At 71.9% G+C, this 21,538-nt stretch carries 21 protein-coding genes; 13 read left to right on the forward strand and 8 right to left on the reverse strand.

Annotation, left to right across the window (positions count from 1 at the left end):
- Positions 1-15 precede the first annotated feature (15 nt).
- The 4 genes from LXM90_RS10015 (at position 16) to LXM90_RS10030 (ending at position 4,498) form a co-directional block, all read left to right on the forward strand.
- Positions 16-1,236: an O-antigen ligase family protein gene (locus LXM90_RS10015; RefSeq protein WP_026604770.1), complete on the forward strand. Its 1,221-nt coding sequence runs from the start codon at positions 16-18 to the stop codon at positions 1,234-1,236.
- Entirely contained in the window at positions 1,233-2,615 is a 1,383-nt protein-coding gene (gene gor, locus LXM90_RS10020; RefSeq protein ID WP_020092108.1) for a glutathione-disulfide reductase, read from the forward strand. The genes LXM90_RS10015 and gor overlap by 4 nt, the downstream gene beginning before the upstream one ends.
- Before the next feature lie 55 nt (positions 2,616-2,670).
- Positions 2,671-2,988 (forward strand): RNA polymerase sigma factor region1.1 domain-containing protein, encoded by a 318-nt coding sequence (locus LXM90_RS10025; RefSeq protein WP_020092109.1) that lies wholly within the window; start codon positions 2,671-2,673, stop codon positions 2,986-2,988.
- Positions 2,989-3,115: 127 nt separating this feature from the next.
- Entirely contained in the window at positions 3,116-4,498 is a 1,383-nt protein-coding gene (locus LXM90_RS10030; protein WP_020092110.1) for a class II 3-deoxy-7-phosphoheptulonate synthase, read from the forward strand.
- 87 nt (positions 4,499-4,585) lie between these two features.
- Here the strand turns inward: LXM90_RS10030 and LXM90_RS10035 are convergent, their stop codons facing one another.
- The 3 genes from LXM90_RS10035 to LXM90_RS10045 all read right to left on the reverse strand — a co-directional run bounded on the left by LXM90_RS10035 (position 4,586) and on the right by LXM90_RS10045 (position 9,940).
- The gene (locus LXM90_RS10035; RefSeq protein ID WP_234082518.1) at positions 4,586-7,468 is read right to left on the reverse strand and encodes an EAL domain-containing protein; all 2,883 of its coding nucleotides are present in this window, start codon (positions 7,466-7,468) and stop codon (positions 4,586-4,588) included.
- 394 nt (positions 7,469-7,862) lie between these two features.
- Positions 7,863-9,137, reverse strand: a complete 1,275-nt coding sequence (locus tag LXM90_RS10040) for an efflux RND transporter periplasmic adaptor subunit (RefSeq protein WP_020092112.1) — start codon at positions 9,135-9,137, stop codon at positions 7,863-7,865.
- Positions 9,138-9,238: 101 nt separating this feature from the next.
- Complete coding sequence (locus LXM90_RS10045) at positions 9,239-9,940, reverse strand: sulfate transporter family protein (RefSeq protein ID WP_020092113.1); 702 nt, start codon at positions 9,938-9,940, stop codon at positions 9,239-9,241.
- Positions 9,941-10,170: 230 nt separating this feature from the next.
- Between LXM90_RS10045 and LXM90_RS10050 the strand changes: the two genes are divergently transcribed.
- A complete protein-coding gene (locus LXM90_RS10050) occupies positions 10,171-11,430 on the forward strand; it encodes an FAD-dependent oxidoreductase (RefSeq protein ID WP_020092114.1) in 1,260 nt (419 codons plus the stop codon).
- Between the two features lie 87 nt (positions 11,431-11,517).
- On the forward strand, positions 11,518-12,144 hold the full coding sequence (locus tag LXM90_RS10055) for a Crp/Fnr family transcriptional regulator (protein WP_020092115.1): 627 nt from the start codon (positions 11,518-11,520) through the stop codon (positions 12,142-12,144).
- A 32-nt stretch (positions 12,145-12,176) separates the two neighbouring features.
- Here the strand turns inward: LXM90_RS10055 and LXM90_RS10060 are convergent, their stop codons facing one another.
- On the reverse strand, positions 12,177-13,175 hold the full coding sequence (locus LXM90_RS10060; RefSeq protein ID WP_020092116.1) for a 2-hydroxyacid dehydrogenase: 999 nt from the start codon (positions 13,173-13,175) through the stop codon (positions 12,177-12,179).
- Positions 13,176-13,445: 270 nt separating this feature from the next.
- Here LXM90_RS10060 and LXM90_RS10065 point away from each other — a divergent pair, with 270 nt between their 5' ends.
- Positions 13,446-14,009, forward strand: a complete 564-nt coding sequence (locus tag LXM90_RS10065) for an SH3 domain-containing protein (RefSeq protein WP_020092117.1) — start codon at positions 13,446-13,448, stop codon at positions 14,007-14,009.
- A gap of 143 nt (positions 14,010-14,152) precedes the next feature.
- Here the strand turns inward: LXM90_RS10065 and irr are convergent, their stop codons facing one another.
- Complete coding sequence (irr, locus tag LXM90_RS10070; RefSeq protein ID WP_012319639.1) at positions 14,153-14,668, reverse strand: Fur family transcriptional regulator Irr; 516 nt, start codon at positions 14,666-14,668, stop codon at positions 14,153-14,155.
- Between the two features lie 215 nt (positions 14,669-14,883).
- Here irr and fabA point away from each other — a divergent pair, with 215 nt between their 5' ends.
- From fabA to fabI, 4 genes are all read left to right on the forward strand, one after another.
- A complete protein-coding gene (gene fabA / locus LXM90_RS10075) occupies positions 14,884-15,420 on the forward strand; it encodes a 3-hydroxyacyl-[acyl-carrier-protein] dehydratase FabA (protein WP_020092118.1) in 537 nt (178 codons plus the stop codon).
- A 140-nt stretch (positions 15,421-15,560) separates the two neighbouring features.
- A complete protein-coding gene (gene fabB / locus LXM90_RS10080; RefSeq protein WP_020092119.1) occupies positions 15,561-16,787 on the forward strand; it encodes a beta-ketoacyl-ACP synthase I in 1,227 nt (408 codons plus the stop codon).
- A gap of 59 nt (positions 16,788-16,846) precedes the next feature.
- Complete coding sequence (locus LXM90_RS31900; RefSeq protein WP_267965799.1) at positions 16,847-16,969, forward strand: hypothetical protein; 123 nt, start codon at positions 16,847-16,849, stop codon at positions 16,967-16,969.
- Positions 16,970-17,154: 185 nt separating this feature from the next.
- Complete coding sequence (gene fabI / locus LXM90_RS10085) at positions 17,155-17,985, forward strand: enoyl-ACP reductase FabI (protein WP_026604772.1); 831 nt, start codon at positions 17,155-17,157, stop codon at positions 17,983-17,985.
- A 6-nt stretch (positions 17,986-17,991) separates the two neighbouring features.
- On the opposite strand, the gene LXM90_RS10090 is transcribed toward fabI, so the two are convergent.
- Positions 17,992-18,243 (reverse strand): hypothetical protein, encoded by a 252-nt coding sequence (locus tag LXM90_RS10090; RefSeq protein WP_042672450.1) that lies wholly within the window; start codon positions 18,241-18,243, stop codon positions 17,992-17,994.
- A gap of 137 nt (positions 18,244-18,380) precedes the next feature.
- On the opposite strand from LXM90_RS10090, the gene LXM90_RS10095 reads away from it, so the two are divergent.
- Positions 18,381-18,620, forward strand: a complete 240-nt coding sequence (locus LXM90_RS10095) for a hypothetical protein (RefSeq protein WP_020092122.1) — start codon at positions 18,381-18,383, stop codon at positions 18,618-18,620.
- Positions 18,621-18,672: 52 nt separating this feature from the next.
- The gene (locus LXM90_RS10100; RefSeq protein WP_020092123.1) at positions 18,673-20,184 is read left to right on the forward strand and encodes a DUF6880 family protein; all 1,512 of its coding nucleotides are present in this window, start codon (positions 18,673-18,675) and stop codon (positions 20,182-20,184) included.
- An 18-nt stretch (positions 20,185-20,202) separates the two neighbouring features.
- Here the strand turns inward: LXM90_RS10100 and LXM90_RS10105 are convergent, their stop codons facing one another.
- Both LXM90_RS10105 and LXM90_RS10110 read right to left on the reverse strand, forming a co-directional pair.
- Positions 20,203-20,565: a DUF427 domain-containing protein gene (locus LXM90_RS10105; protein ID WP_020092124.1), complete on the reverse strand. Its 363-nt coding sequence runs from the start codon at positions 20,563-20,565 to the stop codon at positions 20,203-20,205.
- On the reverse strand, positions 20,562-21,452 hold the full coding sequence (locus LXM90_RS10110; RefSeq protein WP_020092125.1) for a methyltransferase domain-containing protein: 891 nt from the start codon (positions 21,450-21,452) through the stop codon (positions 20,562-20,564). The genes LXM90_RS10105 and LXM90_RS10110 overlap by 4 nt, the downstream gene beginning before the upstream one ends.
- Positions 21,453-21,538: the final 86 nt, after the last annotated feature.

Consider the following 21,538-nt stretch of genomic DNA (forward strand, 5'->3'; position numbering starts at 1 on the left):
CGTGAGAGGTCGTCCATGAGAGCGGCCGGCCGCATGTACGCGGCGGGCGGCGCGCTCCTCGCGGCCATGCCGCTCGCCATGGTGCTGGCCAACCGGTCGAGCCCGCTGGTCGTCGGGCTGGCGGCGCTCGCCTTCCTGGCCGGACGATGGGCGGAGGACGCGTCCGCCCTGCGCCGCGCGCTGCTGTCCCCGCTGCGGACGCCGCTCGCCGGGGCGGCGCTCGCCTTCCTGGCCTGGGCGCTGGTCTCGCTGGCCTGGAGCCCGTTCGAGGCGGCCTCCCTGCGGGTGCTGGGCGAATTCATCCCGACGCTGCTTGCCGCCTACCTGCTGGCCTGCCTCGCGCCCGGCCGGATCCCGGCCTTCGCGCCGCGGCTCGGCGCGATCGCGATCGCGCTGGCGGGACTCCTGATCGCGGTGGATCTCGCCTCGGATCTGGCCCTGGAGCGAGCCCTCGGGCGCCGGGTCGCGGCCTTCGTGCACAACCGGCCGGCCCTGACCCTCGACCTCGTGGCCGGCCCGCTGGCCCTCGTCCTCTGGAAGGACCGCGCCCGCGGCCTCGCCGCCGCGACGCTCGCCTTCGCGAGCCTCGGCGTGGTCCGCTCGATCAGCGGCGCCGCCCAGCTCGGTCTCCTGGCGGGCGCCGCGATGGCGACCCTCGCGCTTTCGCTGCCCAGGCGGGTCGGCATAGGCCTCGCCGGACTCGGTCTCGGCCTCGCGCTGGTCCTCGCCCCGGTCGAGGGTGACCTCCTCGCCCGCGCCATGCCGGAGGCCGCCCACGAGCGCCTCGTCCAGTCCTCGTCCCGGGCCCGAGTCGCGATCGCGCGCAGCTTCGGGGCCGCGGTGGCGGCCGATCCCTGGCGCGGCGCGGGCGTCGGCACCAGCGCGCGCTTCGCCGAGACAGCCGTCGCGCAGACGGTGCCGCCGGAGATGCGCGTTCTCCTCGGGGTCGGGCACCCGCACAACAGCTTCCTGCAGGTCTGGGCCGAACTCGGCCTGCCCGGCGCGATCCTCGCTGCGCTGACCGCGATGCTGATGCTCGCCCGGATCGCGCGGCTGCCGCGGCCGGACCGCGCGGCGGCGCTCGGCCTCGTGGCCTGCGCGGCTTCGATCGCCTTCGTCGAGCACAACGGCTGGGCCGCGTGGTGGACGGCGGGGCTCGGCGCTGCCATCACCTGGATGCGCGCGGCCCCTCGGGGCGGCGCGATCGTGAGATCCGAGCGGGACGGTCCGGCATGAGCGCGTTCGACGTCGACCTCTTCGTCATCGGCGGCGGGTCCGGTGGTGTCCGCGCGGCGCGGATCGCGGCCGGGTACGGCGCGCGGGTGATGCTGGCCGAGGAGTACCGGGTCGGCGGAACCTGCGTGATCCGCGGCTGCGTCCCGAAGAAGCTGATGGTCTATGCCGGCCGCTTCGCCGACGAGTTCGAGGACGCCGCGGGCTTCGGGTGGACGGTGGATAAGCCCCGCTTCGACTGGGGCACGCTCAAGACGCGGCGCGACGCGGAGGTGACCCGGCTCGAAGGCATCTACGACACCAACCTGATCCGCGCCGGCGTCGAGATCGTACCCGAGCGGGCGGTGATCGAGGATCCCCACACGATCCGCCTCGTCGCGTCCGGCCGCACCATCCGGGCCGAGCGGATCCTGGTGGCGGTCGGCGCGCACCCCGTGAAGGAGCCGGCGGTGCCGGGCATCGACTTAGCGATCACCTCCAACGAGGTGTTCGAGCTGGAGCGCCTGCCGGACCGGATCCTGGTGATCGGCGGCGGCTACATCGCGGTGGAGTTCGCCGGCGTCTTCGCGGCGCTCGGCAGCCGCACGACGCTGCTGCACCGGGGCGACAGGTTGCTGCGCGGGTTCGACGACGAGATCCGCGACGCTCTGGCCGAAGCCTACGCCCAGCGCATGGACCTGCGGCTCGGGCGCACGCTGCGGCGCATCGAGCGCCGGGACGGCGACCTCTGCGCGCAGCTCGACGACGGCGACGAGATCCTGGTGGACGAGGTGCTCGTCGCCACGGGGCGGCGGCCGAACGTCGAGGGCCTCGGCCTCGACCGGGTCGGCATAGAGACCGACGCCGCCGGCGCGATCCCGGTCGACGCCTACTCGCAGACCAAGGTGCCGTCGATCTACGCGGTGGGCGACGTGACCAACCGCGCCAACCTGACGCCGGTGGCGATCCGCGAGGGTCACGCCTTCGCCGACACGGTCTACGGCGGCAAGCCGGCCTGCGTCGACCATCGCCTGATCCCGACCGCGGTGTTCTCGACCCCCGAGATCGGCGTCGTCGGCCACAACGAGGCGGCCGCCCGGGCGATCTACGGCAAGATCGACGTCTACAAGGCGCGCTTCCGCCCGATGAAGGCGACCCTGTCCGGCCGCGAGGAGCGGATCTTCATCAAGGTGCTGGTCGACTGCGCCAGCGACCGCGTGGTCGGCGTCCACATCTTCGGCCACGATGCCGGGGAGGTGATCCAGGCGGTGGGCATCGCCGTGACCATGGGCGCCACGAAGGCCGATTTCGACCGGACCATCGCGGTCCACCCGACAGCCGCCGAGGAGCTGGTGACCATGCGCGTCCCGGAGGTCACCAAGCACCCGGTCGGCGTCGGCTGAGACCTCCGCCGCGGCCGGGGCTCGACGCGGTGCGCGACCGAGCCATATCAGGGTCATGGGCAAGCAGGGCACCGGCAAGGGACGACGCGAGGACGACGCGCACGCGCGGCGGCAGGCGATCATCGACGGCCTGCTGGAGGATGCCCTGCGGCCGGCCTTCCACCGGCCGCCGAGCCACGAGGCCCTCTCCCCCGACATCCGGCATGCGATCGACCGCCTCCTCGCCAAAGCTGAGGCGCAGCGCAGCCGCAACCTGACCTACGACGACCTCGAGGAGGCGCTGCCGCCCCGGGACGTCTCGGCCGAGGATCTGGAGGCGATCTTCTGGATTCTGGCCGAGCACGGGATCGAGGTCGAGGACGGCGAGGCCTGATCCGAGACCTGAATCCGGGACGCGCCTGCCCCCCGGTTCACGGCACTCGCCAGTGTAGAGGAACCTCTCTATAAGCCGCGCTTCGCGCGTAGGCGCGATCGCACGAAGAGGTGCGCGGAGAGAGACCATGGGCGAGCGTTGGACACCGAAGAGCTGGAGACATCTGCCGATCGAGCAGGTCCCCACCTATCCGGACGCCGCCAGCCTCGGTGCCGTCGAGTCGCAGATCGCGAGCTTTCCGCCGCTGGTCTTTGCCGGTGAGGCCCGCAAGCTGAAGGCCGCGCTCGGGCGCGTCGCCGCGGGCCAGGCCTTCCTGCTCCAGGGCGGCGACTGCGCCGAGAGCTTCGACGAGCACTCTGCCGACAACATCCGCGACTTCTTCCGGGTGTTCCTGCAGATGGCGATGGTGCTGACCTTCGCGGGCGGTTCGCCCGTGGTGAAGGTCGGGCGCATCGCCGGGCAGTTCGCCAAGCCGCGCTCGTCGCCGACCGAGACCCTCGAGGGCGTGAGCCTGCCGAGCTACCGGGGCGACATCATCAACGGCATCGGCTTCACCGAGGAGTCGCGGGTGCCGGATCCGCGCCGCCAGCTCGAGGCGTACCGGCAATCGGCCGCGACGCTGAACCTGCTGCGCGCCTTCGCAACCGGCGGTTACGCGAACCTCGAGAATGCGCATCGCTGGATGCTGGGCTTCGTGAAGGATTCGCCGCAATCCTCGCGTTACCAGGACGTGGCCGGCCGCATGACCGACGCGCTCGACTTCATGCGGGCGATCGGCATCAACCCGGAGACCCATCCGGAGGTGCGGACCACCGACTTCTACACCAGTCACGAGGCCCTGCTGCTCGGCTACGAGGAGGCGCTGACCCGCGTCGATTCGACGACCGGCGACTGGTACGCGACCTCCGGCCACATGCTGTGGATCGGCGACCGGACCCGGCAGCCGGACCACGCCCACGTCGAGTACGCCCGCGGCATCAAGAACCCGATCGGCCTCAAGTGCGGCCCGTCCATGAAGGCGGAGGGCCTGATCCGGCTCATCGACCTGCTCAACCCGGAGAACGAGCCGGGGCGCCTCAGCCTGATCTGCCGCTTCGGCGCCGACAAGGTCGGTGACCACCTGCCGGCGCTGATTCGGGCGGTCGAGCGGGAAGGGCGCTCGGTCGTGTGGATCTGCGATCCGATGCACGGCAACACGATCCCGGCCGGCCGCTACAAGACCCGGCCGTTCGAGCGGGTGATGCAGGAGATCGAGGGCTTCTTCGGCGTCCACCGCGCCGAGGGCACCTTCGCGGGCGGCATCCACCTGGAGATGACCGGCAAGGACGTGACCGAGTGCACGGGCGGCGCCCGGGCACTGACGGCGGACGACCTGCAGGACCGCTACCACACCTACTGCGACCCGCGTCTCAACGCGGAGCAGGCGCTGGAGGTGGCGTTTCGCACGGCCGAGCTGGTCAAGGCCGAGCGCAGCCACATCGAGCGCCCGCGCCTCGACGCGGCCGAGTAGGGCGGATCTCCGACCGGTCATCCGACCGGCCAACGACGCGCGCTGTCCCCTCGCGGGGGCGGCGCGCACCGCCGGACGCCACGATGGTCAGGCGATCGCCCGGAGCGTGCCGTTCCAGCGGCGGATGACCGAGGCGACCTCCGAGACGGGGACGGCGCGGCTGAACAGGTAGCCCTGGACCTCGTCGCAGCCCTCGGCACGCAGTTGCGCGAGTTGCGCCTCCGTCTCGACGCCCTCGGCGGTCGTCGTCATGCCGAGGCTGGCACCGAGACCGATCACCGCCCGAACGATGAAATCGGTCCCGTCCTTCACGCACAGGTCGCGCACGAAGGACTGGTCGATCTTGATCTTGTCGAACGGGAAGGAGCGCAGGTAGCTGAGCGACGAGTAGCCGGTGCCGAAATCGTCCATCGCCACGCGCACGCCCAGCGCGCGCAGGCTATGCAGGATCGCCGTCGTCGCACCGGGATTGGCCACCAGGACCGTCTCGGTGATCTCCAGCTCCAGGCGCCGGCCCGGCAACCCGGTCCGCCGCAGCGCCTCGCGCACGGCGGTGACGAGGCTCGCCGAGGTGAACTGCACGGCCGAGACGTTGACGGCGACCTTGAGCTCGTCCGGCCAGCGGGCGGCCTCCTCGCAGGCGCGGCGCAGCACCCACTCGCCGAGCGGCACGATCAGCCCGAGCTCCTCGGCGATCGGGATGAATTCGGCCGGCGAGACGGAGCCGCGGACCGCGTGGTTCCAGCGCAGCAGCGCCTCGAAGCCGCAGATCCGGTCCGTCTCGAGGCTGTAGATCGGCTGGTAGTAGACCTCGAACGCCTCCCGGGCGAGGGCGTCACGCAGGTCGCGCTCCATGATCCGCCGGGCCATGAGGCGGGCATCCATGGCCGGCTCGAAGAAGCGGAACGCGCCCCGCGCCTCGGCCTTGCCCCGGTCGAGGGCGACCTCGGCGTTCTTCAGGAGCTTGTCCGCGTCGGACCCGTCGCTCGGGGCGAGGGTGATGCCGATGGTGAGCCCGACGCAGATCGTGTGGTGGGTGAGGCTGTAGGGCGCGCCGACGACCTCGATGATGCGCCGGGCGAGGATGGCGGCGTCCTCGGGCCGGTCGACGCCGCGCTGGACCACGATGAACTCGTCGGCTCCGAGGCGCGCGACGCAGTCGATCTCGCGCACGCAGGCGGTGAGCCGATTCGCGACCGCGACGAGCAGCTCGTCGCCGATCCCGTGGCCCAGGGTCTCGTTGACCGGCCGGAAGTCGTCGAGGTCGATGGCGAAGACCGCGAAGCCCTGGTCGCGCCCGGCCTGCGCCACGGCCACGTCGATCTGCTGCCCCACCGCCACCCGGTTAGGCAGGCCGGTCAGCATGTCGTGATGCGCCAGGAAGGCGATGCGGGCCTCGGCCCGGCGGCGCTCCGTGACGTCCTCGTAGGTGGCCACGAAGCCGCCATCGGCGGCCTCTCGCCGGTCGATGGCGACGATTCGGCCGTTGCTCAGCTCCTGGAAATGCGTCTGCCAAACGCCGTTGCTGAAGGCGTCCCGCTGCTGGCGCAGCAGCGCTTCGAGATCGCAGCCGGGATGGTTGCCGGCCGCGAGACTGGCGCTCAGGATCTCGAGGGCCGTCATGCCGGGTACGACCGTGCCGGGCGGCAGGCCGTAGATCTCGCCGTAGCGCCGGTTGACCACCATCAACCGATGCTGCGCGTCGTACAGGCAGAGCCCCTGGGACATGGTGTCGAGGGCCGCATCGAGGCGCAGGTTGGTCCGGGTCAGGAAATGCTCCTGCTCCTTGAGCAGGCTGATATCGCTGCACACCGCGATGAAGCCGCCCTGCCGGGTCGCGGTGCGGCTCACCCGCAGCCAGCGGCCGTCGGCCAACCGGACGTCGCCGTCCCGGGCCAGGGCTCCGAAGCGATCCTCCGGGACATCCGAGCGGTAGTCCTGCGGCTCGTGCGCAACCTTCGTCAGCGACAGACCGGCCTCGATGGCAGCGTCGAGCCCGTCGAAGAAGCGCAGGGCCTGCGCGTTGGCCAGGGTGATCCGGCCGTCGGCATCGACCACGACGACGCCTTCCCGTGCTGTCTGCAGCGCGTCCGTCACCTGCGTCTCGGTGCCCCGGCGCTGGCTGCCCTCGCGGAGCGTGAGAGCCCGGATGGTCGACCGCATCGCCGCGACGGCGTTCAGCAGCCGGCTCAACCGGTCGCGGCCGCCGGTGGGGATCCGATCGTCGCGCTGGCCGCCCGCGATCCGTTCGGCCGCCTCGGCCGCCGCGCCGACCGATCCGCCGATGTGGCGGGTGAGCAGCCAGGCGATCAGCCCGCAGGCGATGATCACGAGGGCCGCCGCGATGGCGTGCCACCGGACGACGCCCCGCACGCGCTGCCGCGCAGCCTGTCGGAAGGTGAAGCCGTCGCCGGCCATGACGTTGATCAGGAGATCGATCTGGCCTTCGATTGCGTCGGCCTGCCGTTCGAGAGACGCCTTCTGATCCGGCCGCACCGTCACGGGATCGAAAGCGCGGCGCAGGCTCTCCCAGGACGCCACGCTGGTCTGGACGGCCTCGGCCGTCCGCGCCGCCCGCTCGGACTGGGCCCGCTCGGCCGCGATGGTGAGATCCTCGGCCAGGATCGCCGAGAGGTCGGTGATGTCCGCATCCCGCTTCGCCACCTCGGCAGCGTCGCCGGTCTGCATCCGCCGGACGAGGGCAGCGCGCATCTTCGCGAAGTCGGCCGCCACCGCGCGGGCGAAGCTGATCGAGGTCAGGGATTCGTCGTAGGTCCGTGTGACGAGCGTGCCGACCTGCGTGATCGCCACACCAGCCGAGAGCGCGAGCGCGCCGAGGAGAAGACCGACACAGAGGAAGGCGACGCTGACCGCGGCGCGGATCGATGTGATACGGCCCGTCCGCGTGGCGGCCGCGCGGGTGTGCCCGGCTCGGTCCGCGCACGCCGTCGGTGTCTCGGGATCTCGCATCGCACAGGTCGCTGGGTCACACGTCCGGCCAGCGATAAATGTCACTTGTTAAGAGGCAATTAGCTGGCTTGTCTCAGATCACGGATCAGCTGTGCGCGACCGTCACGGAGCAATCGGCGGATCGTGCACAGTCGACCGCACGATCGGTGAAATCTTCGGCACCGCGCTTGTGCCGGCGAGCGGATCCCGTCGATTGAACGCAACCTTTCATTACGAGTGGCGCGCATTTGAGCAACGGAGCCGACCGGCGCGATGCTCATGTCGCCAGCTCGGCACCGATATACCGACCGGTTTCCGACAGCTCAGAGGCCGTATCCGCGCGCCGGCCCGCCGTCGCGACGCGGTCCGCGGCCGGCGCGCCCGAATGATTCCCGCGGTCGAGTGTTTCCCGCGTTCACCGCTGCGCCGAGCGGAGCGGCCCGGGCGGAGGCGGTGACTTCAGGGGCTCGACCGACTGGCCGTCCCGCAGATCCGGGGCGGGGCTGTAGATGATCCGGCTGTCGGCGGGCAGCCCCGAGTCGAGCTCCAGCGTGCGCCCGAGATCGCGCCGGACGCGGATCGTCCGCCACGTCACCCGGTCGTCGTCGCTGAGGGTGGCGACCCTGAGGTCGTTGCCGTCGAACACCGTCGCCTCGGCGGGGATCGACACGCCGGGCTCGGCCCGGGGGATCTTGAGGGTGACGTAGGCGTACAGCCCGGCCCGCAGCGCCCGGTCGGCGTTGGGGACGTCCACCTGGGTGGTCAGCGTGCGCGACGCCGCGTTCAGCGCGACGGAGCTGCGCTCCACGTAGCCTTCGAAGCGCCGCCCCGGCATCTGCGGCACAGTGATCTCGGCCCGCACCCCGGGTTTGACGCCGACGGCATCCTTCTGCGGCACGTTGACGGTGATGCGCAGCAGGCTGTCCTGATCCATGGTCAGCAGCGGCGTGCCCCCGTTGTCGGCGCGGACGAGGTCGCCGACATCGACGTTGCGCACGGTCACGACCCCGTCGAACGGCGCCACGACACGCTCGAAGGCGGTGAGCGCCTTCAGGCGGTCGACCACGGCCTCCTGCGCCTTGATGTTGGCGGTGGCGACCTTCACGCCGGCCTCGGCGGCGGCGAGCGCGGCAGCTTGGCTCAGCACGCCCGCCTTGGTGTTGTCGGCGTTCTGCCGCGAGGCCCAGCCCTGCACGGCCAGGGTGCTGGTGCGGTTGTTGGTGAGGTTGGCGAGGTTCACATTCGCGCGGGCCTGCTCGACCTGCGCCTGCGCCTGGAGCAGCTGCGCCTTCAGCTGGCCGACCTGCGCCTCGGCCTGCGAGAGCTGCTGGTCGAGATCCGGTGCGGCGATGCGCAGAAGGAGGCCGCCCGCCTTGACCCGGGATCCGATATCAACCCGGCGCTCCGCGATGTAGCCAGTGGCGCGCGCGGCGATCGCCGCCGTGGTGAAGGCCTGGATCTCGCCGGGAAGCACGAGATCGAGGGGGCCCTCGGCCCGCTCGGCGGCCACGGTGCGCACCTGCGGCACGAGGGTCTTGATCCGCTCCAGCGTCGCGGTCGCCTCCACGTCGCGCTGCCAGTGACCGTAGGCACCCCAGGCGAGCAGGCCGAGTCCGGCGAGGCCGACCAGCAGGAACGGGGCCTTGCCGGGCGGCGGAGGGACGTCCGAGCCCGCGTCGTGCGCCTTCATCGATCGGCTCTCCGCCCCGGACATCCGGCCAAGTCACGGTGAGGGTAGCGCCCGGCGGGCCGGCCGGCCAGCGTGTGCATTGGCCGCATCGGCGCGTCGGCCTAACGCGCTGGCCCGGCCACCAGCGGGCGCCGGCTGAGGCGCTTGTGCAGGTGGACCATCAGGGCGATACCGAAGAGGGGCGTCAGCAGGTTGAGGACCGGGACGATCATCAGGCCGGCCAGGAGGCACCCGGCGCCGAGCGTCCGGACCGAGAAGGCGCGGCGCATCTCGGCGGCCTCGGGAAGGGGGCGGAACCGGGCCGCCGCCATCTCGAAGTACTCGCGGGACAGCAGGTAGGCGTTGGCGGCGAAGAAAGCCGCGATCCCGATGACGGGAACGAAGAAGATCACTAGGGCCGCGAGGTTCACCAGCAGCGTCACACCGGCGAAGCGCAGGGCGTAGAGCATGGCGGTCCCGAACGGCATGGCGCGTCCGGGCGGCTCGTTCGGGAAATCGGTACGCTCGACGATCTCGGCCGCGTCGTCGAGGAAGAAGCCCGCCACCAGGATCGAGACCGCCGGCATCAGGTAGGCGAGGGCCACGACCAGACCGAAACCCGCGAGGTAGTAGGCGAGGCTGTCGAGGATCGGGTACTGGGCGGAAATGTGGTGGCTCGCCTGGAAGGCCTGGATCAGCCGGGTCAGGCCGAGCCAGATCAGGAGCAGGAGCCCGACCGTCAGGCCGAGGGACTTCCACAGGATCGCGCGCAGCGGCGGCGAGAAGGTCTGGCGCAAAGCCGCCGCGGCGGACTCAACGAGCATCGGGCGAGAATTCCGGCCTGCGCCGGAAGCGGCGCTGGCGCGTTGTGGAGCGGTGCGGCGACCGGTGCAAGATCGGGCTCCGTCGCAGGGGCGGCAGGGTGCGGGGAGCACGCGTGCAGGACACGACAGGACAGGTCTCGGCGCCGCGGGCGCCCGATCACCGGTGGAGCGACCCGGTCGTCCGGCCCACCTACAGGCCGCGCCTCGCGCCTCTACCCGAGAAGCCCGAGGTGCTGGTGATCGGCGCGGGCGCCGCCGGCATCGGCGCGGCCCGCAACCTCGCGGCCCGGGGCGTGTCCGTCGCGGTGCTGGAGGCGCGGGAGCGCGTCGGCGGCCGCGCCCTGACGGTGACCCTGCGCGGCCACGCCCTCGATCTCGGGGCTCACTGGCTCCATGCCGGGCCGATCAACCCCCTGGTGGCGCTCGGCCGGGCGCGCGGCGAGCGGCTCCGCCGGGCCGCGCAGGAGAGCCATGTCTGGGTCGGGGGCCGGCCGGGCCGCGCCGACGACGTCCGGGCCAACGCGCGCGCCTTCGACCGCGCGGACCGCGCCATGACCCGTGGCGCCGCGCAGCCCGGCCCCGACCGGCCGGCCGCCAGCGCGCTGCCGCCCGGGCTCGGTGCCTGGGGCGACCGGGTCGCGCAGGTCCACGGCCTCGTCTCGGGCCGACCGCTGGAGGCGGTCTCGCTCCACGACTTCCCCAGCATGGAGTACGGCGACAACTACTTCCTGGCCGACGGCTACGGCAGCTACGTCGCCCGACTGGCGGACGGCCTGCCGGTGGCGCTCGCGTCGCCGGTGACCCGGATCGACTGGTCGGATGGCCGCGTCCGCGCGACAGGCGCGGACGGGACGGTCTACGCCGCCCGCGCGGTGATCGTGACGGTTCCGATGATGGTGCTCCGGGACGGGCCGGCCTTCACGCCGCCGCTGCCGAACGCGGTGCGCGCCGCCATCGACGGCTTCACCACCGGCATCTACGAGCACGCGGTGCTGCACTGGCCATCGAGCCCGTTCCGCGGCCGCGACCGGCTGGCGGCGATCCACGGCGGGCGGCGCGCCCCGCCGGGCCTCCTCACCCGCATCGACGACACGCCCTTCCACTACTACGAGCTCGACCTGCACGAGGCGGCGGCGATCGACGCCGCGGGATCCGGCGCGGACGGCGTGCGCCGCCATGTCCGCGCGGTCCTGGGCGAGCATTTCGGCCGGGCGCGGCTGCGCGACCTGACGATCCCCGCGGTGAGCGCGTGGCGCCACGACCGGTGGTCGCGCGGCTCGTGGGCCGTGGTCCCGCCGGGCCACGCGCCGGCGCGACAGGCCCTCCGCGCCGCCGTCGCCGACACCGTCTGGTTCGCCGGCGAGGCGCTGTCCCGGGAGCAGTGGGGCACGGTCGGGGGCGCCTACGCGGAGGGCGTCCGGGCCGCCGAGGCCGTGTCCGCCGTCGTACAGACGGGCGCCGGCGAGCGTATCCGGGCGGGCACAGGCTGAAGCGCGCGCGGCGCGGAACCTGCCGGAACGCTTGCCGCAGCCGGACAAGACAGGCATCCCCCGGCCGAAACGCGACAGGGGGCGGCGATGGATTGGGTCGAGGGCATCGGCTATCTCGGGACGGCGCTGACCATCACGGCGACGGCCATGAGCACGATGATCCCGCTGCGGATCATCTCGCTCTGCGCGAGCTGCGCCGTGATCACCTACGGCATCATGATCGGCAGCATGCCGGTGGTGCTGACCGAATTGATCCAGATGCCGTTCAATGCCTACCGGCTCTGGCAGATGCTGCGCCTCGTTCGAGACGTGGAGACGGCCGCCGAGAACGACCTGTCCCTGGAATGGCTCCGACCCTTCGGCTCCCGACGCCCGTTCGGCATCGGCGAGGTGGTGTTCCGCAAGGGGGATCTCGCCGCCGAGATGTACTACATCGAGAGCGGCGTGTTCCGGATCCCGGAGGTCGACCTCGAGGTGCGCCAGGGCGGGATCGTCGGCGAGCTCGGGCTCCTGTCGCCCGGCAACGCCCGCACCGCCTCGCTGGTCTGCGTCGAGGCGGGACACGCGCTGTGCGTGTCCTACTCGGACGTGAAGCAGCTCTACTACCAGAACCCCGAATTCGGGTTCTACTTCCTCAAGCTGACCAGTGAGCGGCTCTTCCAGGGTGTGCAGGGCATGTCCAAGCCCCAGGCGGTGGCCGGCGACGCCCTGTGAGGCGCCGCCGTCCGCTGCTCAGTGTCTGCCGCTCAGAGCATGCTCGGCAGGATGCGGTCCGGCGGCCGGTGTCCGTCCATGAAGGTCTTGATGTTGATGATGACCTTCTCGCCCATGTCGGTGCGGCTCTCGTAGGTCGCCGAGCCCATGTGGGGCAGGAGGACGACCTTGCCCTGGCGGGCGAGCTTGACGAGGCGCGGGCTGACGGCGGGCTCCTGCTCGAACACGTCGAGGCCGGCCGCCGAGACCTCCCCGCCCTCGATCAGGCGCGCCAGGGCGTTCTCGTCGATCACCTCGCCGCGGGCCGTGTTGACCACGATCGCCTCGGGCTTGAGCAGCTTGAGGCGTCGGGCCGAGAGCAGATGATACGTGGCGGGCGTGTGCGGGCAGTTCACCGACACGATGTCGACGCGCGCCAGCATCTGGTCGAGGGATTCCCAGTAGGTCGCGTCCAGCGCGCTCTCGATGGCGGCCGGCACCCGGCGGCGGTTGTGGTAGTGCACCTGCAGTCCGAAGGCGCGGGCGCGCTTGGCCAGCGCCTGGCCGATCCGGCCCATGCCGACGATGCCGAGGCGCTTGCCGGTGATGCGCCGGCCGAGCATCCAGGTCGGCGACCAGCCGGTGGTCCACTCGTCGTCCGGGATGATCCGCGCGCCCTCGGTGACCCGGCGGGCCACCGCGAGGATCAACGCCATGGTCATGTCGGCGGTGTCCTCGGTCAGCACGCCGGGCGTGTTGGTGACCGTGATGCCGCGCTCCAGCGCCGCCGCCACGTCGATATGGTCGACGCCGTTGCCGAAATTGGCGATCAGGCGGAGGTTCGGGCCGGCCTGGGCGATCAGCCCGGCATCGATCTCGTCGGTCACGGTGGGGACGAGCACGTCGGCCTCGCGCAGGGCCGACGCCATGGCGTCCGGCGCCATCGGCGCGTCCTCGGAATTGAGCCGGACGTCGAACAGCTCGCGCATCCGCGTCTCGACGGCATCCGGCAGGCGCCGCGTCACGACCACCAGCGGCTTGCGCTTCGACACGTCTCTCTCCCCGTCAGCCCAGCGGCCTTGATAGCGGCTCGCGCCCGGTGGCTCCCGCCCGGACCGCGTCCCGCAAGCGTCCGTTAACCGAACTCGGCCAGACAGGATCGGTCACGGGGCGCCGGTTCCGGAGCCCGTTCCGACCCATCGGCCTCTCTACCAGAGGTGGGCCGGAACACAATCGGATGCGGGCTGGTCCGCGTGTCGAACCGGCCCCGCTTTCGACATGTCCGGCGCCCAGCAACGCCACGTCTGGATAGGGAGACGACCATGCGCGTGTCATGCCTCAGCCTCGCCGTCGCGGCGGTGCTGGCCGGCGGCCTCGCGACCGGTGCCCGCGCGGCGCCGCCGACCGGCCCCGAGGCCGGGGTCGGGCCGGTGACCAAGCTGCCGCTGCCGCGCTACGCGAGCCTGAAGACCGATCGCGTCAACCTCCGCGAAGGCCCCTCGAAGGATCACAGGACGCTCTGGGTGTTCCAGCGGGCCGGCCTGCCGGTCGAGATCGTGGGCGAGTTCGAAACCTGGCGCAGGATCCGCGATTCGGAGGGCACCGAGGGCTGGGTGCTGCACTCGCTGCTGTCCGGGCGCCGCACCGCCATCGTGAATGCCGGCCCCGACAAGGGTGTCGAGAAGGCGGCCGTGTCGCTGCGGGCCAAGGCCGACGACGGCGCCGACGACGAGGCCAAGCTCCAGACCGGCGTGATCGGCAGCGTCAAGAGCTGCACCGGCACGTGGTGCCGCATGATCGTCGCGCTTCCCAACAAGCGGGACGTCGACGGCTACATTCGCCAGAATCGCCTGTGGGGCGTCTACCCGAACGAGGTCGTGGAATAGCGGTCCGGGCGCCCCGACGGCGCCCGTCCGTCATTCCGGGCGGCGGCGGCGCGCCAGCTCCCGGCACGCCGGCAGCCCGAAAAAGCGAAGGCCCGGACGATGTCGGGCCTCGCGTCGCTCGCGTACTGCGTTGGACGCGGGCCTCAGCCCTGACGGCGGCCCGCCGGACGGCTGCGGCGCAGGCGCACGATCACCTCGACCCCGGCGATCTCCATGCCCTCGGGCGCCTCCGGCAGCGAATCGACCGTGATGCCGCAATCCGGCATGTCGATCACCTGGCTCTCGTCCTCCAGGTAGAAATGGTGGTGCTCGGTCGGGTTCGTGTCGAAATAGGCCTTCGACCCGTCGAGCGCGAGCTGGCGCAGGAGCCCGGCCTCGGTGAACTGGTGCAGCGTGTTGTAGACGGTCGCCAGCGAGACCGGCACCTTGGCGCGCATCGCCTCGTCGTACAGCATCTCCGCCGTCAGGTGGCGGTCGCCGCGGCCGAAGAGCAGCCAGCCCAGGGACAGGCGCTGCCGCGTCGGGCGCAGGCCGGCCCGACGCAGACGGTCGCGCAGGTCGGACAGCGGACAGCCGCGGCGCGGAGTCCCGTTGGCCTCCAACTGGGGGGCGGGGACCCGGCCGTTGAAGACGGCCTGGAATGGCACCGGTTCGGACATCGCTGGACTGAACGCTCGACGAGGGGCCTGAAGGAACGGATGTCTCCTCAGTATATTGAAGTGGTCGGACAGTCGCAACCCGAGCGTTGCCGCATACCCGCGGCTGCAGGCTTTGAAGGCGCGGCGCCCCGTGCTAACCCGCGCGCCAGCCGATGGGCCGAGTATAGTCGCCCGCGACGCGAAGATCGCGCACATCCGAGGAAACAGCCAACGCAATGCCGCCAGACGCCGAGACACAAGCGCAGGGTGCGAACCGCCGGTCGCACTATTCCTACGAGGATCTTCTGGCCTGCGGGCGCGGCGAACTCTTCGGATCCGGCAACGCGCAGTTGCCGCTGCCGCCGATGCTGATGTTCGACCGGATCACGTCCATCGGGACCGAGGGCGGCGCCCACGGCAAGGGGCACGTGACGGCCGAGCTCGATATCCGGCCGGACCTCTGGTTCTTCCCCTGCCATTTCCAGGGCGACCCGGTGATGCCGGGCTGCCTCGGCCTCGACGCCCTGTGGCAGATGCTGGGCTTCCATCTCGGCTGGCTCGGCTCGCCGGGTCGCGGCCGCGCCCTGGGCGTGGGCGAGGTGAAGCTCGCGGGCCAGGTGCTGCCGACGATCAAGAAGGTCGTCTACAATGTCGACGTGAAGCGGGTCCGTCAGGGCAAGCTCGTGCTCGGCATCGGCGACGGCTGGCTCGAGGCCGACGGCGAGCGCGTCTATCAGGTCCAGGACATGCGGGTCGGCCTGTTCCAGAGCTGAGCCGCAGCCGCCGCGCGTCCAGTTCGCGGCTTGGCCGCAACGCCGGACGGTCTCGGCGGTTGTGATTGTGTCCGCGTCACCTTAGCTGACCGTGACGCGGCCCGGGCGACCGGGACCGCGACGGAGGTAGTGTCACCATCATGCGCCGTGTCGTCATCACCGGGATGGGCATCGTCTCGTCCATCGGCAACAACACGCAGGAGGTGCTCGCCTCCCTGCGCGAGGCCCGCTCGGGCATCGCGCGCGACGCCAGCTACGCCGAGCACGGCTTCCGCAGCCAGGTCTCCGGCGCGCCCACCCTCGATCCCGAGGGCGTGGTGGACCGGCGCGCGATGCGCTTCCACGGCGGCGGGACCGCCTGGAACCACGTCGCCATGGATCAGGCGATCCAGGATGCCGGCCTGGATCAGGGCGACATCTCGAACGAGCGCACCGGCATCATCATGGGCTCGGGCGGTCCCTCGACCCGCGTGATCGTGGAGGCCGCCGGCATCGCGCGGGACAAGGGTCCCAAGCGCATCGGCCCGTTCGCCGTGCCGAAGGCGATGTCGTCGACCGCCTCGGCAACGCTCGCGACGTGGTTCAAGATCCGCGGCGTGAACTACTCGATTTCCTCCGCCTGCGCGACCTCGAACCACTGCATCGGCAACGCCGCCGAGATCATCCAGGGCGGCCGGCAGGACATCATCTTCGCGGGCGGCTGCGAGGATCTCGACTGGACGCTCTCGGTGCTGTTCGACGCCATGGGCGCCATGTCGTCGAAGTACAACGACACGCCGTCCCGTGCCTCCCGCGCCTACGACGCCAACCGCGACGGTTTCGTCATCGCGGGCGGCGCCGGCGTGCTGGTCCTCGAGGAGCTGGAGCACGCCAAGGCGCGCGGCGCCCGGATCTACGGCGAGGTTGCGGGCTACGGCGCCACCTCGGACGGCCACGACATGGTCGCGCCGTCGGGCGAGGGCGCCGTGCGCTGCATGCGCCAGGCGCTGGACGGGCTGAAGGGCGCGCGGATCGACTACATCAACCCGCACGCCACCTCGACGCCGGTCGGCGACGACAAGGAGATCGAGGCGATCCGCGAGGTGTTCGGCCGCGGCGAGGATTGCCCGCCGATCTCGGCCACCAAGTCGCTGACCGGCCATTCCCTGGGCGCCACCGGCGTGCAGGAGGCGATCTACAGCCTGCTGATGATGAACAACGGCTTCATCTGCGAGAGCGCGCACATCGACACGCTCGACCCGGCCTTCGCCGACATGCCGATCCTGCAACAGCGCCGGGACGACGCGCAGCTCGGCCACGTGCTGACCAATTCCTTCGGCTTCGGCGGCACCAACGCCACCCTGGTCCTGAAGCACGTCGACGCCTGATCGCCCGGCGCGGAACCGCCGGCCACAGGCCGGCGTTTACCCGCTGTTGAGATCTGGTGGTGGCGATGGGGACTTTCATCTTCGGAACATTGGGCGGCCTCATGATCGCCGGTGTCGCGGCGATCTACGCGAAGCAGGCCGCGCTGGAAGAAGCGGATTCCCACACGGACGGGCATTTCTGAGCCCGGCCGCCGCGCCACCATCGCCCCGCCCGCCGGCGGGGCTTTTTTTTGCCCGTTGCAGGACACCGCTGCGTTTGGAACGCGGCGCGAGCCGCGTTAAGGCAGCCTGCCGCGGTTCGCTCGTCGCGACCCCGGTCCGGGCCCGCTTCGCGGGTCCGGCGTGCTCGGTCAGGATGTGAGTCGGCATGACGGGTTTGATGGCGGGCAAGCGCGGCCTGATCATGGGCGTCGCGAACGATCACTCGATCGCCTGGGGGATCGCCAAGGCGCTGCACGCCCAGGGCGCGCGACTGGCCTTCACGTACCAGGGCGAGGCCCTGGGCCGCCGGGTGGCGCCCCTCGCCGCCAAGCTCGATTCGGACATCGTCCTGCCCTGCGACGTCGAGGATCTGGCCTCGGTCGACGCGACCTTCGAGGCCCTGGACGCCCGATTCGATGGCGGCCTCGACTTCGTGGTCCACGCCATCGGCTTCTCCGACAAGGCGCAGCTCAAGGGCCGCTACGTCGACGTGACGACGCGCGAGAATTTCGTGCGCACGATGACGATCTCGTGCTTCTCGTTCACCGAGATCGCGCAGCGCGCGGCCAAGCGGATGCACCAGGGCGGCTCGCTGCTGACCCTGACCTACGGCGGCGCGACCCGGGTCATGCCGAACTACAACGTCATGGGCGTCGCCAAGGCGGCGCTCGAGGCCTCGGTGCGCTACCTGGCGAGCGACCTGGGCCCGGACGGGATCCGGGTGAACGCGCTCTCCGCCGGCCCGATGCGGACGCTGGCGGGCGCCGGGATCGCCGACGCGCGGCTGATGTTCAACCACCAGCGGGCACACGCACCGCTGCGCCGCACGGTCAGCCTGGAGGATGTCGGCGGTTCGGCCCTCTACCTGCTGTCGCCGCTCTCGGGCGGCGTCACCGGCGAGGTCCACTTCGTCGATGCCGGCTACAACATCATCTCGATGCCGCGCCCGGACGTGCTGCAGGCGCAGGACGAGGCCGGCGTCGTCGGGGACGCCTGAGGCGCCTCACTCCTCCGGGATGCGCCCCGGGGGCAGGGGACCGGCCGGCGAACCGCGCTCGCCGCGGACCGAGCGCCGCTCCCGGGCGGCGCGCGCCTCCTCCGCGGTCGGCGGCGCCGAGGGATAGTTCGACGCGAAGGGGTTGGGCGGCGCCCCGCGCCCGGAGCCGCCGAACAGCTTGTCGAGGAAGCCCTCCTCGGCGCTCGCGGGTCGGGCGACCAGGAGAAGGGCGAGGGCGAGGATCGGGCGAAGCTGCATCGTCGTCGTCTGCGTGCCGGGACCGTGCCGGGTTAGGGCCACTTTCCGGCGGATCGGAGGCCGAGTCCCCGTCGCCTGGAACCCCGGCGCGTCCGGCGGGTTCGCGGTCAACGATGAGGGCGCGTACAGGAGGCGTGATGTCCGAGGTTACCTATCGCATCGTCGAGCACGACGGCGGATTCGCCTATAAGGTCGGCGACGTGTTCTCCGAGACGTTCCCGAGCCGCGAGGAGGCGCTGCAGGCGGCGCAGGCCGCGGCGGCGGAGCAGCAGGTCCCCGGGTCGACCGAGGGGATCCGCTACCAGGATCAGGCCGGCGGCTGGCACGACGAGACGGCGCAGGGCAGCGACCGGCCCCGCGCCCGGGTCGTGGAGTAGCCGCGGCGGACGGGACGGACATGCGCGATCGTCCGCAACGGCGGGAAATCTCGTGGCGCGTGCGCGGCGCGTAACCCCGGCCGCGGCGCCGACCGGTCGCAGGGCGCCCGCCCTGCCGAAGGGCGCACGCCGCACGACCCCGTCGCCGGAGACGCTGGCGTCGCTCGGCCCGGACCGGCTGATCGCGCTGATCCTCGGCGAGACCGGGCGCAACCCGGCCTTCAAGAAGCTGGTGAGCGCCGCGCTCGCCTCGCTCCAGGGCCCCGAGGCCGTCGCGGCGATCGTCGACCGGCGGCTGACGGCCCTCGAGGGCGCCCAGGGCTACATCGACTGGCAGAAGCGCCGGACCTTCGCGGCCGACCTCAACACCACCGTGACGGTGATCCTCAACGAGCTGCGGCCCCTCGATCCGGGGGCCGCGCTCGACCGGCTCCGCCGCTTCCTCGACGGCGCCGACGCGGTCCTGAACCGCGTCGACGACAGCACCGGCGCCGTGCAGGGCGTGTTCGACCGCGCCGCCGCGGCGTTCGTGGAGATCGCCGGCGCCCTGCCGCCGGAGGACGCTGCCCGGGTAGCGGCGCGCCTCGTCGAGCCGTTCGCGGCGGATCCGTTCGGCCCACTCGGAACCGTCCTCGGCGAGATGATCCCGGCGCTGCCCGAGCCATCCCTCGCGGAGATCGACGACCGGCTCGCCGCCGCCGAGGCGGCCCTGCCGCAGGGCGGGGATCCCCGCCGCGACGCGACCCACCACCGGCAGGCGGCCCGGATCCAGATCCTGCGCCTGCGCCAGGCCGTCGCCGACCGGCGCGGCGACACCGACACCTTCATCGCCCTGGAGCGGGCGACCTTGCCGGGGCGGGAGAACCGCGTCGCGATTGCCCGGCGGCTCCTCGGCGCGGGGCGCGCCGCCGAGGCGCTGGACTGGATCCGACGCATGCAGGATCCGGGTCTGCGCATCGCCACCCGGGCCGACCTGATCGCCGGCTTCGACCTGCGCGGACCCGAGCGGGAACGGCAGGCGCTGGAGATCGAGATCCTCGACGCGCTCGGCCGGGGCGATGAGGCGCAGGCCCTGCGCTGGGGGCGGTTCGAGCGCGAACTCGACGCGGCGATGCTGCGCACCTTCCTCGCCAAGCTTCCGGATTTCGAGGACGAGGAGGCGCTACGGCGCGCCCTCGACCACGCCGAGGCCTTCCCGCAGCCGCACCGGGCGCTCGCCTTCCTGGCGGCCTGGCCGGATCTGCGCCGTGCGGCCGCGCTGGTCGTCGCGCGGCCTGAGACCTGGCAGGGCGACCAGTACGCGGTGCTGGCGCCGGTCGCCGAGGCGCTGGCGCAGGATCACCCCCGGGCCGCGACGATCCTGTATCGCCGGCTCCTCAACTCGATCCTCGAGACCGGCCGCAGCGCCGCCTACCCGCACGGCGCGCGCTACCTCGCGGAGCTCGACGCCCTGGCGGGGCGCCTCGCGACCGGCGACGTCGATCCGGATCCGCAGGCCTACCGCGCTGCTCTGCGGCGGGCGCACGGCCGCAAGCACGGGTTCTGGAGCCTCGTGCGCGACTGAACCGGATGCGCGGCCGGCTCAGTCCTCCAGCACGATGGCGTCGACCCGGTCCGGGTAGAAAGCCACGTGGTCGCGGATTGCCGCGACGGCCGGGTACGGGTCGCCGTAGCTCCAGACCGCGTCGGGGCGCCGATCGCCGTCGACGACGAGGTCGAAATAGTGGGCGTCGCCCTTGTACGGGCAGTGGCTCGTCCGCGCCGAGGCGACGAAACAATCGGCGCGGATGTCGCTTCGCGGCACGTAGAAGACCGGTGGGTACCGAGCCTCCTGCAGCCGCAGGGCGTTCCGGGTCTCGGCGACCGCGGCGCCCGCCACGACGACGCGGACGCGGCGGGACTCGGGCTCGACGGTGATCGGGTGGTCCGGTCCGGGCAGCTTCATGGCGTGTTCCCTCCCTCGGGCTTCAACTCGACGGTCCCGAGCGCGTCGGCGAGGCGCGTCTTCGCGGTCCCGGGCCGCAGGGGCTTCTGCTGGGTCTCGTGCGGCACCCAGCCCGAGAGCCACAGCACCTCGAAGGTCGCCCGCACGCGACCGTCCGGGTCCGAGAACCGCTCGGCGTAGATCTCGGCCATGCGCAGCAACGTCGCCCGCCGCAGCGGAGTCCGCCGCCGCTCGGTGAGCACGTTGGTCATGCCCATGGCCCGCAGGTCGCGCATCAGGCCGAACGGGTCGGCGTAGCGGACCGTCAGCGTGTCGGTATCGGCCACCGGCAGCGCGAAGCCCGCCCGCTGCAGCAGGCCGCCGGCCTCGCGCACCGCCGCGAAGGGCGCCACGCGGGGGCTGACCCCACCCTCGACCTCGCTCTCGGCCTGGGCGAAGCTCTGGCGCAGCTCCGTCAGCGTCGCGCCGCCGAGCAGGCAGCCGACGAACAGCCCATCCGGACGGAGGGCGCGGCGCAGCTGGATCAGCGTGCCGGGGAGGTCGTTCACGGCGTGGAGGGCCAGCAGCGACACGGCGAGGTCCAGGCTCCCGGTCGCCAGCGGCAGCGCTTCGGGATCTCCGACGATCAGGTCGCCGCCCGGCTCTGGCAGGGCCGCGAGGCGGACATGCCGCGCCGCCGGATAGCGGGCGGCGAGCAGCCGGGTCGCCACGGGACGCGGCGTGGCGAGGTCGAGAACAGAGACGAAGCTGCGCAGGACGGCGCCGAGCCGGTCGTCGAGATCCTCGGCGAGGCGGTCGAGGAGGAAGCCCGGGTAGCCGAGGCGCCCGGCACGGGCGAGGCGGCGGCGGGCGAGGCGCGTGTCGAACAGGGCGGCGGGAGCATCCATCGGGGGGCAGATGGCATCTGCGGTCGCGTCGCGCCACCGTCGCCGCGCACGGTCTCGTGAGCTGCGCTAGGATGCTGGAACGACTC

Origin of the sequence: Methylobacterium oryzae, from assembly GCF_021398735.1 — a bacterium.
Classification (GTDB): Bacteria; Pseudomonadota; Alphaproteobacteria; order Rhizobiales; family Beijerinckiaceae; genus Methylobacterium.